At 72.1% G+C, this 11,925-nt stretch carries 14 protein-coding genes; 6 read left to right on the top strand and 8 right to left on the bottom strand.

Annotated elements, in window-relative coordinates; genetic code table 11:
* Positions 1-10 precede the first annotated feature (10 nt).
* Both PSH03_RS21225 and PSH03_RS21230 read left to right on the top strand, forming a co-directional pair.
* The gene (locus PSH03_RS21225) at positions 11-241 is read left to right on the top strand and encodes a hypothetical protein (RefSeq protein WP_210785350.1); all 231 of its coding nucleotides are present in this window, start codon (positions 11-13) and stop codon (positions 239-241) included.
* A 77-nt stretch (positions 242-318) separates the two neighbouring features.
* Complete coding sequence (locus PSH03_RS21230) at positions 319-642, top strand: hypothetical protein (RefSeq protein WP_238690189.1); 324 nt, start codon at positions 319-321, stop codon at positions 640-642.
* Between the two features lie 82 nt (positions 643-724).
* Here PSH03_RS21230 and PSH03_RS21235 read toward each other — a convergent pair whose 3' ends face one another.
* The 6 genes from PSH03_RS21235 to nadD all read right to left on the bottom strand — a co-directional run bounded on the left by PSH03_RS21235 (position 725) and on the right by nadD (position 4,789).
* The gene (locus PSH03_RS21235; protein ID WP_238690190.1) at positions 725-1,099 is read right to left on the bottom strand and encodes a VOC family protein; all 375 of its coding nucleotides are present in this window, start codon (positions 1,097-1,099) and stop codon (positions 725-727) included.
* A gap of 239 nt (positions 1,100-1,338) precedes the next feature.
* Positions 1,339-2,112 (bottom strand): SDR family NAD(P)-dependent oxidoreductase, encoded by a 774-nt coding sequence (locus PSH03_RS21240; protein ID WP_238690191.1) that lies wholly within the window; start codon positions 2,110-2,112, stop codon positions 1,339-1,341.
* A gap of 3 nt (positions 2,113-2,115) precedes the next feature.
* Positions 2,116-2,970, bottom strand: coding sequence for a DegV family protein (locus tag PSH03_RS21245; protein WP_210785346.1), 855 nt, complete (start codon positions 2,968-2,970; stop codon positions 2,116-2,118).
* Between the two features lie 48 nt (positions 2,971-3,018).
* On the bottom strand, positions 3,019-3,678 hold the full coding sequence (locus tag PSH03_RS21250) for a histidine phosphatase family protein (RefSeq protein WP_238690192.1): 660 nt from the start codon (positions 3,676-3,678) through the stop codon (positions 3,019-3,021).
* Positions 3,675-4,082 carry a ribosome silencing factor gene (gene rsfS / locus PSH03_RS21255; protein WP_210785344.1) on the bottom strand — a complete coding sequence of 136 codons (408 nt, stop codon included), beginning with the start codon at positions 4,080-4,082 and terminating at the stop codon, positions 3,675-3,677. Before rsfS ends, PSH03_RS21250 begins: the two co-directional genes overlap by 4 nt.
* Positions 4,083-4,192: 110 nt before the next feature.
* Positions 4,193-4,789, bottom strand: a complete 597-nt coding sequence (nadD, locus tag PSH03_RS21260; protein ID WP_030336528.1) for a nicotinate-nucleotide adenylyltransferase — start codon at positions 4,787-4,789, stop codon at positions 4,193-4,195.
* Positions 4,790-4,947: 158 nt separating this feature from the next.
* Here nadD and PSH03_RS21265 point away from each other — a divergent pair, with 158 nt between their 5' ends.
* Together PSH03_RS21265 and PSH03_RS21270 are read left to right on the top strand one after the other, a co-directional pair.
* Positions 4,948-5,691 (top strand): PadR family transcriptional regulator, encoded by a 744-nt coding sequence (locus PSH03_RS21265; RefSeq protein ID WP_238690193.1) that lies wholly within the window; start codon positions 4,948-4,950, stop codon positions 5,689-5,691.
* A 187-nt stretch (positions 5,692-5,878) separates the two neighbouring features.
* Complete coding sequence (locus PSH03_RS21270) at positions 5,879-7,084, top strand: FAD-dependent oxidoreductase (protein WP_238690194.1); 1,206 nt, start codon at positions 5,879-5,881, stop codon at positions 7,082-7,084.
* A gap of 115 nt (positions 7,085-7,199) precedes the next feature.
* On the opposite strand, the gene pepN is transcribed toward PSH03_RS21270, so the two are convergent.
* A complete protein-coding gene (pepN, locus tag PSH03_RS21275; RefSeq protein WP_238690195.1) occupies positions 7,200-9,716 on the bottom strand; it encodes an aminopeptidase N in 2,517 nt (838 codons plus the stop codon).
* A gap of 69 nt (positions 9,717-9,785) precedes the next feature.
* Here pepN and PSH03_RS21280 point away from each other — a divergent pair, with 69 nt between their 5' ends.
* The gene (locus tag PSH03_RS21280) at positions 9,786-10,004 is read left to right on the top strand and encodes a DUF397 domain-containing protein (RefSeq protein WP_124817462.1); all 219 of its coding nucleotides are present in this window, start codon (positions 9,786-9,788) and stop codon (positions 10,002-10,004) included.
* Between the two features lie 120 nt (positions 10,005-10,124).
* On the opposite strand, the gene PSH03_RS21285 is transcribed toward PSH03_RS21280, so the two are convergent.
* On the bottom strand, positions 10,125-10,526 hold the full coding sequence (locus PSH03_RS21285) for a hypothetical protein (RefSeq protein WP_238690196.1): 402 nt from the start codon (positions 10,524-10,526) through the stop codon (positions 10,125-10,127).
* Positions 10,527-10,672: 146 nt separating this feature from the next.
* Between PSH03_RS21285 and PSH03_RS21290 the strand changes: the two genes are divergently transcribed.
* A complete protein-coding gene (locus PSH03_RS21290; RefSeq protein ID WP_238690197.1) occupies positions 10,673-11,917 on the top strand; it encodes a cytochrome P450 in 1,245 nt (414 codons plus the stop codon).
* Positions 11,918-11,925 lie beyond the last annotated feature (8 nt).

The raw sequence follows: 11,925 nt of genomic DNA on the forward strand, positions 1-11,925 counted from the left end.
CGCTATGGCGGTGGCCGGAACGGCGGAGCGGGACGACGCCGTCCTGTGGACAACCAACGCCACTGTGGACAACGCCCTGATCATGCCCCGACCTGCTATGGCCGCAGACGGCGGCTACGCCGTTTCAGTCAGACATCGCCGCTGCGTGACTCGCCGCCCGGCCCAGAAGCGGAGGGTCGATCTCGTGCTGATCTTGACCGACGTTCGATGGGCACTCGGCAACCGGCACCAGATCGCCTGAGAATATTCACTCACCGCGCCACGATCGCAGGCGGCCGGAGCGACCGGTCACCGTTCGAGCAGTCCAGGAGCATCGCCGTGAGCAGTGATTTCGTGTTCTGGAAGGCTGGCGTGGGCGACCCCGGCGAGATCTATGACGGCTTGGCCGACGGGGCGACAGACCCTCTCGAACCGCACCCCGACGTCACCCGCTTCCGGGGCGAGCTGTTGTCACGCTGGCCCGATCTGGTGGACGTCCTCGAACCGACCGAATACGACCTTGTCGACGCGCCCGACGATGCGGCGAAGTACGTGCTGCTCACCCTCCCGGTAGGGATGCTCGGCCAGCTCGATGCCATCTACGCGCTGGCTCGGCAGCACGGTCTACGCGGCTACAGCGGGGTGGCCGACGAGGCGTTCTAAGGGTCCGGCCGTTGGGCGGGTGGTGCCGGCCCGATGCCCGCCGGGGCCGACACCGTTCTCGACGAACGACGGACGCCGCCTGCTACAGGTACGGCCGGGTGATGATTTCGATCGCGTGGCCGGACGGGTCGAAGAAGTAGAAGCCCCGGCCACCGTGCTCGGTGTTGGTCTCCCCCTCCCGCTTCAACTGCGGGTCGGCCCAGTACGTGATGCCACGTCCCTCGACGAACGCCAGGCAGCGCACGAACAACTCGTCGTCGACGAGGAACGCGTAGTGCTGCATCTGGATGTCCACCGGCGGCTCGGCGAACTGGAGCAGCACACCCTCGTCCAGTTGGACGTTGGCGAACGGCCCCCACGATGGCGCCTCTGGCAGCTCGAACAGCTCCCGGTAGAACGCGGCCGAGGCGCTCTTGTCCTTGCTGGCGATGATGGTGTGGTTGAACGTGACTGTCATCCGTACCGTCTTCTTCCCGGTCGATCCGAAGACCCGACCGGAGGCCCACAGCGTTCACCCAGCCACACAGATGACGAAGCCCCGAGGGCACCGACGCCCCGGATCCCGCACGAGAGACGCGTACATCGCATCGATCTCGGCGTGGTGGCTGAAGTAGCCAGAACCTCCGGGGGTAGGCCCATCTGGGGCGCGCACGGAGGCTAACACAGCGGCGCGAAGCAGCGGCGCGACGAGAACGGTCAGCGGGTCTCTGGGTCGAGGCCGAGTACGGCCCGTCCGCCGTCCACCGGCAGCGTCACCCCGTTGACGAAGCTCGCTGCGGGCGACAGCAGGTACGCGACCGCCTCGGCCACCTCCTCGGCCCGCCCGATGCGACCCACCGGGTGCAGCCGGGTCAGCTCGGCGTCGATCCACTGGGCCTGGGTGGGCTCCTGCGTGGCGAGGAATTCGGTGTGCCGCTCGGTGGCGATCGAGCCGAGCGCTACCGCGTTGGCGCGGATGCCGTGCCGCCCGTACTCGACAGCCAGCGCCCGGGTCAGCCCCTCCACGGCGGCCTTAGCCGTCGCGTACGGCAGGGCACCGGACACCGGCCGGCGGGCCTGGTGCGACGAGACGTTGACGATCGCGCCGCCGGCGGCGCGGGCCAGGAAGCGGCGGACGGCGACCGCGGCGCCCACCACGGCCGGGCGCAGGTTCAACCCGATCAGGTCCAGCACCGTGTCGGCCGACGCGGTGTGCAGCGTGGCATCGCGGAAGACCGCTGCGTTGTTCACCCAGCCGGTCAGCGGCGCGGCGCGGTCCGCCAGCTCGGCGGCGCGCTCGGCCACCTGCTCGTCGGCGGCGTCGCCGACCACCGCGACGAGCCGATCGGCGGCCGGATGGTCGGCCAACCAGTCGACCGCGTCGGCGTCGCGTTCCAGTACGACGATGGTGGCGCCGGTCGCCAGCAGCCGTTCCACCACGGCCCGGCCGACACCGCGACCGCCTCCGGTCACCACGCACGACGTGGGCACGGCTCAGCCCTCCGGTCGGCGGTGGACGACCACGCAGGCCAGGCCAGGCCCGGCGTGCGCGGCGACGACGGCGCCCGCCTCGGAGACGTACGTGTCGTGCAGCCGGTCACCGAACCGCTCGGTGAGCGCGGCACGCAACGCCTCGGCCCGTTGCGGCGCGGCCAGGTGGTGCACTCCGAGATCCACGTCGTCGCCGTCGGCCGCCTCGACGGCCAGGTCCACGAGACGGGCCACTCCCCGGCTGGCGGTGCGCACCTTCTCCCGCAGCACTATCGCCCCGTCCGGCATGTGCATGATCGGCTTGACGGACAGCGCGGTGCCGACCAACGCCTCGGCCGCGTTGATCCGGCCGCCCCGGCGAAGGAACTCCAGCGTGTCGACGTAGAACCAGACTGTGGTGCGGGCGGTGGCGGCCAGCGCCGCGTCGCGTACAGCGGCAAGGTCGGCGCCGGCCTCGGCCGCGGTGGCGGCGGCGATGGCCGGAAAGCCCAGCCCCATGCCCGCCGAGCGGCTGTCCACGACCTCGACCCGGCCGTCGAGGTCGGCGGCGGCGAGCCGGGCGGCCTCCACCGTGCCGGACAGCGCGGCGGAGATGTGCACCGAGACGATCCCGTCGGCGCCGGCGTCGAGCAGTCGGCGGTACGTCCGGGCGAACTGCTCGGGTGCCGGGCGGGAGGTGGTCGCGGTGACCCGGCGGGCGCTCAGCGCCAGTGTGGCGTCGGCCGGCTGGGTCTCCACCCCCTCCAGCCCTTCCGCGCCGTTGAGCACGACGGTCAACGGCACGACGGTCAGCCGGTGCGCCTGCACCAGCTCGGGCGGAAGGTAGGCGGTGGAGTCGATGACAACCGCGACGGGCATGCCCGGCACGCTAGCCGATCGAGGCCGCGAACGCCGAGGCGCGAGTGCTCAGACCGCGTCGACGGCGACCGGGGCGGTGATCAGGCCGACGTTGTGCGCCCGCAACTGCCAGCCGCTGACGTCCTGCGGACGCCCGATGGCCGGCGCACGGTCGTCGTGCCGTAGCTCACTCCAGTGGCAGTTGGCCAACGAGCCGACGGAGCGCAGCACACCGGTGTCCCAGCCGAGCAGATGACCCATGCCCTGCCGGGAGCCGCCACCGTGGGTGGCGACCACCACCGTGCCGCCGGCTGCCGCCTCGGCAGCCTCCCGCAGTGCGGCGCCGACCCGCTCGCCGAGGTCGTGCAGGGGTTCCAGATCCGCGCCCGGGTCGGGGTCGCCGGCCCGCCAGCGCGCGTACTCCTCGGGGAAGCGCTCGGCGACCTCGGTGAGGTGCAGACCCTGCCACTGGCCGAAGTGCCGCTCGCGCAGCCGGGCGTCGGTGCGTACCGGCAGACCCGTCAGCGCGGCGAGCGCGGCGGCGGTGTCGGCGGCGCGGCTCAGGTCGCTGGCCACGATGGCGTCGGGCCGCAGCCCCGCGAGCAGCGGGGCGGCGGCGCGGGCCTGGTCGCGGCCAAGCTCGTTGAGGGGTACGTCGGTCTGCCCCTGGACGCGGTTGGCGGCGTTCCAGTCGGTGTTGCCGTGCCGCCAGACGATCAGCCGGGTCATTCGGCGGCGGCGGACCCGCTGGCGTCGGCCTCGACCAGGTCGCGATCGACGAACGGGATGGTGGGGCAGTCCTTCCAGAGGCGGTCGAGCCCGTAGAACTCGCGCTCCTCGGTGTGCTGGACGTGCACCACGATGTCGACGTAGTCGAGCAGCACCCAGCGGCCACCACGCTCGCCCTCGCGCCGCACCGGCTTCGCCTTGTCCGGCAGCTCCAGCAGGCTCTCCTCGATGGCGTCGACGATGGCCAGCACCTGACGCTCGTTGGGGGCAGCGGCGAGCACGAACGCGTCGGTGATGGCGAGCTGGTCGCCGACGTCGATGATCGTGATGTCCTGCGCCTTCTTGTCGGCGGCGGCCTGGGCGGCCGCGATAGCCAGCTCGTGAGCGCGTTCGGAAATCGTCACCGTTCTCCTTCGATCAAGCGTGCGATCCTCCAAGCGTCTCATACCCGCCGGCACCCCGATCGTCCAGTTCTGGTCGGTTAGCGCCACGAACCTGGGCATAACGGGTGCGCTCAGCGCTGATAGAGGCTCCGCTTGGCGATGTACTGCACCACACCGTCGGGCACCAGGTACCAGACCGGCTCGCCTCGGGCGACCCGAGCGCGACAGTCGGTCGACGAGATGGACATCGCGGGCACCTGGATCAGGCTGACGGTGTCCGCCGGGAGGTGCTTGTCACTCAGCGGGAAACCGGGGCGGGTCACGCCGATGAAATGCGCCAACTCGAAGATCTCGTCCAGGTCCTTCCAGGACAGGATGCGTTGCAGGGCGTCCGCGCCGGTGATGAAGAACAACTGCACCTTCGGGCCGTACTCGGCCTGCAGGTCACGCAGCGTGTCGACCGTGTAGGTCGGCCCACTACGGTCGATGTCCACCCGGCTGACCTGGAAGCGAGGGTTGGAGGCGGTGGCGATCACTGTCATCAGGTAGCGGTCCTCGGCCGGGCTGACCGGCTCGTCGGCCTTCTGCCACGGCTGGCCGGTGGGCACGAAGACCACCTCGTCCAGGCCGAACCGGTCCGCCACCTCGCTGGCCGCGACGAGGTGCCCGTGGTGGATCGGGTCGAAGGTGCCACCCATGATCCCGATCCGCCGGATATCTTCCTCCACCCGATGATCGTAGGCCGAGCGTCGTGGCCGACCGTCCCGGCCCGGCACCGCCGTACGTCACCCCACTCCGGCCCACGGTCCAGCGCGAGGGGTCGCCGCGTTCTGGCCGTCGGCGTATATTCGTCGACGAGTAACCGTCGACGAGCGAGGGGGTCATCGTGCCGAAGCGGCGCAAGGTCGGCAACCTGCTGGCGCTGGCCGTGCTGTCCGCACTCGTCCAGCGGCCGATGCACCCGTACGAGATCGCCACCGCACTGCGGGCCTGGGGCAAGGACCAGGACATGGAGTTCAAGTGGGGCTCCTTCTACACGGTGATCGGCAACCTGGACAAACACCACCTGATCGAGGCGGTGGAGAGCGTGCGCGAGGGCCGACGCCCGGAACGCACCGTCTACCGGATCACCGACGCGGGGCGGGCGGAGCTGGTCGACTGGGCCCGCGAGCTGGTCTCCACCCCGATGGCGGAGCATCCCCGTTTCCGGGCCGGGTTGTCAGTGCTCGCCGCGCTGCATCCCGACGAGGCCACCGGCCTGCTGCGGCAACGACTCGACCTGCTGGAGGCCGCGATCCGCCAGGACCGCGAAACCCTCGACGCGCACCTGCGGGAGATCCCGCGGCTGTTCCTGGTGGAGTCGGAGTACGACCTCGCCATGCGGGACGCGGAGGCGGACTGGCTGCGGGCACTGCTCGCGGAGTTGACCTCGGGGAGCTACCCCGGGTTGAGCACCTGGCGGGCCTTCCACGAGACCGGCGAGATGCCGGCCGAACTGACCGAGTTGGCCGAGGGAACGCACACCCCGAGGTTCAACCCCGACACCCCAACCACCCACACCCCGGAGGCCAGCCCCGACAGCACCGAACGCCCCGACAGCAGCAGCCGGAGAGCCGACAGCACCGGCTGAAGAGCGGCCCCGGCGAGGTGCGCCAACACCTCACCGGGGCCCTGACCCCGAACCGACGCCTGGGAAGGCACCCGGCCCGAAGCGGCAATCACGAGGATAACCGGGCTCCCTCCCAGGTCCGCGCGCCCGCGCACCGACCACGACAGGTCCGCGCGCCGCGCACCACCGACCACACCAGGGAGAGAGCATGACCACGGTACGAACCGCGATCGTCGTCGGCGGTGGCATCGCCGGGCCGGTGACAGCGCTCGCGCTGCGCCGCGCCGGCATCACCGCAACCGTCTACGAGGCGTACCCGACCACGGCCAGCGGCATCGGCGGCACCCTCGCCCTCGCGCCCAACGGCGTGGCGGCTCTGCGTACGGTCGGCGCGCACGAGGCGGTGACGGCGATCGCCACACCGATCGACCGCAGCGCTCTGGCCGTCGGCCGCCGCCGCCTCGACATGCCCACGCTGACCGGGGTGCCGCCACTGCACGTGGTGCACCGGTCCGAGCTGTACCAGGTGCTGCACGACCAGGCATTCGCCGAGGGCGTGCCGTTCGCGTACGGCAAGCGGCTGGTCGACGCCGAGCAGACCGGCGACGGCGTGACCGCACGCTTCGAGGACGGCAGTACCGCGACCGCCGACATCCTCGTCGGCGCGGACGGGATCCGTTCCACGGTCCGGGATCTGATCGACCCGGCCGCGCCCGGACCCCGGTTCACCGGGCTGCTCGGCTTCGAAGCCGTCGCCCGGCACGAGGTGGACGCCGAGTCGGGCACCATGACGTTCGCGTTCGGCCGACGCGGCTACTACCTGTACTGGCCGGAGCCCGGCGGCGGCACCCGGTGGGGGGCCAACCTGCCGCAGCAGCGGCCGATGAGCCTCGTCGAGGCCCGGGCGGTACCGGCGGAGCAGTGGCTGGACACGCTGCGCGCCACCTACGGCGACGACGACCCGGGCCGGGAGTTGGTCGGCACCAGCAACGCCGACGACCTCCAGGTGGTCGGATCGTTGCAGATCATGCCGCCCGTGCCGCACTGGCATCGGGGCCGGATGGTGCTGGTCGGCGACGCGGCGCACGCACCGTCGAACAGTTCGGGGCAGGGCGCGTCGCTGGCCATCGAGAGCGCTGTACAACTCGCCCGCTGCCTGCGCGACCTGCCGGACGTCAAGGCGGCGTTCGCCGCGTACGTACGGCTGCGTCGTAGCCGGGTGGAGAAGGTCGCGGCCCGCGCGGCCCGGATCAACCACGCGAAGGCCCCCGGTGCGGTCGCGCGGACGCTGATGCCGTTGCTGATGCCGCTGATGGTGCGCACGGTGCTGGACCCGGAGAAGACCGTCGCCGACGAGCAGCGCTACGTCATCGACTGGGACGCGCCGGTCACCGCGGAGCCCGCCCTGCGCTGAGCGGTGGCTGCGGGGTGGCCGGCCAGCCACCCCGCAGCAGCCCGCCGGCAGCGCCCAGCCCGCGCCGGGCCAGTCGCGCCGGCCACCCCACGGCGTCAGGGCGCGCGGGCAGCGGTCAGGCCGAGGCGGCGGCCACCGCCGTCCGGGCGACCAGCGCGCGACGCAGGTCGTCGTCGGCGTCGGTCACCACCCGGCGCAGGCCAGGGGTCAGGTCGTCGCGGGTCAGCAGCGCCGCGGCCGCCTCCCGGGTGGGTTGCGCCACGGCGTAGCGGGGGAACGCCAGGGCGGCCACCCGGTCGGCCGTCCAGGGGGTACGCCGGTGCGCGGCGGCCGGCATCTCCGCGAAGTACCGATCGACGTACGCGGCGGTCAGGTCGGCCTGTTCGGGTTGCCAGAACCCCTCGGTGATCGCCTCCAGCAGTCGACTGGACAGCGCGGTGTCCCGCAGGATGATCTCCCAGGTCGCCTGCTTCGTCACCGGGTCGGGCAGTGCCGCCCGGCAGTGGGCGGCCCGTTCCGCGCCCGTGGAGCTGTTGTCGGCGGCGGCCTCGATGGCGATCTCCGCCTCGCCGGCGGCGCCCAGCACCACCAGGCGACGCAGCACCGCCCACCGCAACTCCGCGTCGATCTTCAGACCGGCCGGCACGTCCCGGCCGGCGAGCCAACCGACGAGCAGATCCGCGTCGGTGGTCGCGGCGATCCAACCCCGTGCGGCGGCGAGCTGCAACGACTCCCCGGCCGGCGCGCCGTCGAGCAGCCGCCGGCACGTCCCAGCGACCCTGGCCAGCGCCGTGGAGCGGGTCAGCGGGTCGAGGTAGCGGTCGACCAGGGACCGGCTGAGTGTCAGCACGTCCTCCGCGATGATCACCTCGGTCTCGGTGGGCAGCGCGGCGGCCATCAGGTCGACCAGGCCGGTGACCGGCCGCTCGCCGTCGGTCACCGCGTCCAGTGCCTCGCGCCAGAGCACCGCTCGCGCCAGCGGGTCGGCCAGACCGGGCAGCACCTGCGGGACGGCGTCCGCCGACGCCGGGTCGAGGCGTACCTTCGCGAAGGTGAGATCACCGTCGTTGAGCAGCAACAACCGGGCCGCCGGCTCGCCTGTCAACGCACCGAGCACGGTGCGGCCTCCGTCGGCGTTCGGGTCGATGTCCACCTCGTCACGCCGCCCGGTGCCGTCCATCGAGTAGCGGCCCACGCCGATCCGGTGCGGGCGCAGCACCGGGTACGACTCGGGCGCGGTCTGCACCACTGCCACCTCGGTGTAGCGACCGTCGGCGTCGACGGCGACCTCGGCACGCAGCGTGTTGACCTGCGGGCGGCGCAACCACAGCTCGGCCCAGTCGGACAGGTCCCGCCCGCTGCTGGCGGAGAGGCTGGCCAGCAGGTCGGCGAGCGTGGCGTTGCCGAAGCGGTGTGCGGCGAAGTGCGCGTTCAGGCCGGCGAGGAATGCCTCGTCGCCGAGCCACGCCACCAGCTGACGCAGCACGCTGGCGCCCTTGGCGTACGAGATGCCGTCGAAGTTGAGCAGGCCCGCCTCGGCGTCGACGACCTCCTGCGGGGCGATCGGGTGGGTGGAGGGCCGCTGGTCGGCGGCGTAGCCCCAGGCCTTGCGCCGCATGGCGAAGGTGGTCCAGGCCTGATCGAAGCGGGTCGCCTCGGCGGTGACCCGGGTGCCGAGGTACTCGGCGAAGGACTCGTTCAACCACAGGTCGTCCCACCAGCGCATGGTGACCAGGTCACCGAACCACATGTGGGCCATCTCGTGGGCGATGGTGCCGGCGCGCTGCTCGCGCTGGGTGTCGGTGACCGCCGAACGGAACACGTAGTCGTCGCGGAAGGTGACCAGCCCCGGGTTCTCCATCGCGCCGCCGTTGAACTCGGGCACGAACGCCTGGTCGTACTTGCCGAACGGGTAGCGTTCGGTGAAGAGCTGGTGGAACCGGTCCAGGCACTGCCGGGTGATGGTGAAGATCTCCTCGGCGTCGGCGTCCAGGTGCTCGGCGAGCGACCGGCGGCAGTAGATGCCCAGCGGTATGCCGTCGTGCTCGGCCCGCCGGACGTGGTACGGCCCGGCGATCAGCGAGAAGAAGTACGTGGCCAGGGGCTCGCTCGGGGCGAACTCCCAGCGCCCGGGGGCCGGGTTGGCGGCCAGCTCGGCGTTGCCGGCGACGATCCACTGCGCCGGCGCGGTGACCGAGAGCGTGACCGGGGCCTTGAGGTCGGGCTGGTCGAAGGCGGCGAAGATGCGCGGCGCGTTGTCGAGGAAGGACTCGGCGTAGAGGTAGGTCTCGCCGTCGGCCGGGTCGACGAAGCGGTGCATCCCCTCCCCCGTCTTGGAGTACGCCATCTCGGCCTCGACGACGAGCGTGTTCTCCTCGGCCAGGTCGTCGAGCGGCAGCCGGTTGTCGGTGAGCAGGGCGGGGTCCAGGTCGCGGTCGTTGAGGCGTACACAGCGCAGTTTGGCGGGCTTGGCCTCGACGAAGGTCGCGGCGCCGACGGTGGCCCGGAACCGGATCTCGACGCGGGAGCGGAACAGGTCACCGTCACCGGTGAGGTCGAGGTCCACCTGGTAGGACTCGACGCTAATCGCCGCGCCACGCGCGGTCGCCTCTACACGGGTCAGGCTCGGCATCCGCTTATCCTGCCCGATGGGGATCGGCAACCGGTCACCACACGACCCTCGGCACTGGAGGAAAGAACCATGGCGCAGCACCCCAAGGGCGACTTCGACCTCTCTCGGGCGGTCTGGCAGCGGGCCGAGGGGGACACCTCCGACAGCGCCGTCGAGGTCGCCTTCGTCGACGACCTGATCGGGATGCGCAACTCGGCCGAGCCGAACGGCCCGGTGCTGGTCTTCACCCAGGCCGAGTGGGACGCCTTCGTGGCCGGCGCCCAGGACGGCGAGTTCGACCTGGACTGACAGTGCCCGCCGATCCGTCGGTGGGGGATCGCCGTGCCGGTGCCCGTGGTCGGGACACCGGCACGGCCACGCTGGCACGTTGGCCGGCGCACCCCCGGACCGGCCGTCCAGGGCCGGTGGTCAACCATCGCCGGGGACGTCGCCGTCGCCCCAGCCGAGACCACCCGGGCCCGGGGCGTGGTGGAAGCCCGGGTGGTCGGCCACGTCGACGCAGCGTTCGCCGTCCGGGCCGACCGCGCCGCAGAACAGCCGCTCGGCCCGCTGCCAGGCGTCCGCCGGTGACAGGGCCGCCGCACCGAGTGCCACCTCCGAGCGGAGCAGGCTCAGCGCCTCCGCGTACGCCACGGCCAGCTCGCGGGCCTCGGCCGGGCCGGGCGCGGTGAAGCCCAGGTGCACTGTGAAGAACCGGTGCGGACGGGTGGGCCGCCGCGGCGGCCCGATCAGTGACCGCCCGTCGCGGCCTGCGCCGAGTGCCCCGGCCGCTCGCCGCTGCCGCCAGTGCGGCGATCTGTTGTCGCGCATCCGCCCTCCCCGTGCTCGTCCCACCAGCAGCAAACCAGGTTCCGCCGCCCCTGGGAGGGGCCAGCCGGGCGGGGTTCAGCGGCGTGGACGGGGGTAAGCGCACCGGCAAACGGCGACCAGCCGCACCTGCGCGTGAGGAGAACCCGATGGCGACCATGCCGGCCGACCGCAGCCCGGACAGCACCCTCGCGTTGCTCCGCGCCGGTTACCGGTTCATCGGCGAACGCTGTGAGCGGTACGGCAGCGACGTCTTCAAGACCCGGATCCTGCTCGCCCCGACCATCTGCCTGCGCGGCCGGCCGGCGGCGGAGCTGTTCTACGACAACGACCGCTTCCAACGCGCCTCAGCGATGCCGCTGCGGGTGCAGCGGACCCTGACCGGGCGGGGCGGGGTGCAGGGGCTGGACGGGCCGGAGCACTCCGACCGCAAGGCCATGTTCATGTCGATCATGACACCGGCGGCGATCCAGCGGCTCGGTCAGCTCTTCGACGACGAGTGGCGGACCCGGGTCGCCGCCTGGGAGGGCGCCGGCCCGGTGTCGCTCTACGACGAGCTGGGCCGAATGCTGACCCGGGTGGTCTGCGCCTGGGCCGGCGTGCCGCTGCCCGCGTCGCAGGTCGAGCGCCGCGCCGTCGAGCTGCACGCCATGATCGAGGGTCCGGCCGTGCTGGGACCCCGGCACTGGAGGGGACAGCTGGCCCGGTACCGCGCCGAACGCTCGCTCGCCGATCTCATCGAACGGACCCGGGTCGGTTTCGCTCCGGCACCGGCCGGTAGCGCCCTGGCCGTGATCGCCGAACACCGGGACGGGGGCGGCAACCTCCTCCCCCGGCGGATCGCGGCGGTGGAGCTGCTCAACGTGCTGCGCCCGGTGGTCGCCGTCGACCAGTACCTGACCTTCGCCGCGCTCGCCCTGCACGACCATCCGGCCTGGCGGGAACGGGTCCGTGACGGCGAAGCCACCGAGCAGTTCGTCCAGGAGGTACGCCGCTACTACCCGTTCTTCCCGATGGCGGCGGCCCGGGTCCGGCGGTCCTTCGACTGGCAGGGCCACCACTTTCCGCGCGGCCGGCGGGTGCTGCTCGACCTCTACGGCACCAACCACCACCCGACGCTCTGGCCGCAACCGGAGCTGTTTCGCCCGGAGCGGTTCGCCGGCCGCCGGGTGGACCCGTTCGAGCTGATCCCGCAGGGTGGCGGCGACCACTGGGGCGGGCACCGCTGCGCCGGTGAGTGGATCACCATCGACCTGATGAAGCGGGCGGTCACCAACCTCGTCACCACCATGCGTTACGACGTTCCCGTCCAGAACCTCGCCCTGGATCTGCACCGGATGCCAGCGCTGCCACCCCTCGGGCTGACCATCACCAACGTGCGCCGCGCCGGCTGACCCCGCCC

Origin of the sequence: Micromonospora salmantinae (assembly GCF_022230905.1) — a bacterium.
Taxonomy (GTDB): Bacteria; Actinomycetota; Actinomycetes; order Mycobacteriales; family Micromonosporaceae; genus Micromonospora; species Micromonospora salmantinae.

Excerpts from the sequence above, each read along its gene's own strand:
- PSH03_RS21235 (WP_238690190.1), bottom strand. The coding sequence starts at position 1,099 with ATGACAGTCACGTTCAACCACACCATCATCGCCAGCAAGGACAAGAGC.
- PSH03_RS21245 (WP_210785346.1), bottom strand. The coding sequence starts at position 2,970 with ATGCCCGTCGCGGTTGTCATCGACTCCACCGCCTACCTTCCGCCCGAG.
- PSH03_RS21250 (WP_238690192.1), bottom strand. The coding sequence starts at position 3,678 with ATGACCCGGCTGATCGTCTGGCGGCACGGCAACACCGACTGGAACGCC.
- PSH03_RS21270 (WP_238690194.1), top strand. The coding sequence starts at position 5,879 with ATGACCACGGTACGAACCGCGATCGTCGTCGGCGGTGGCATCGCCGGG.
- pepN (WP_238690195.1), bottom strand. The coding sequence starts at position 9,716 with ATGCCGAGCCTGACCCGTGTAGAGGCGACCGCGCGTGGCGCGGCGATT.
- PSH03_RS21280 (WP_124817462.1), top strand. The coding sequence starts at position 9,786 with ATGGCGCAGCACCCCAAGGGCGACTTCGACCTCTCTCGGGCGGTCTGG.
- PSH03_RS21285 (WP_238690196.1), bottom strand. The coding sequence starts at position 10,526 with ATGCGCGACAACAGATCGCCGCACTGGCGGCAGCGGCGAGCGGCCGGG.
- PSH03_RS21290 (WP_238690197.1), top strand. The coding sequence starts at position 10,673 with ATGGCGACCATGCCGGCCGACCGCAGCCCGGACAGCACCCTCGCGTTG.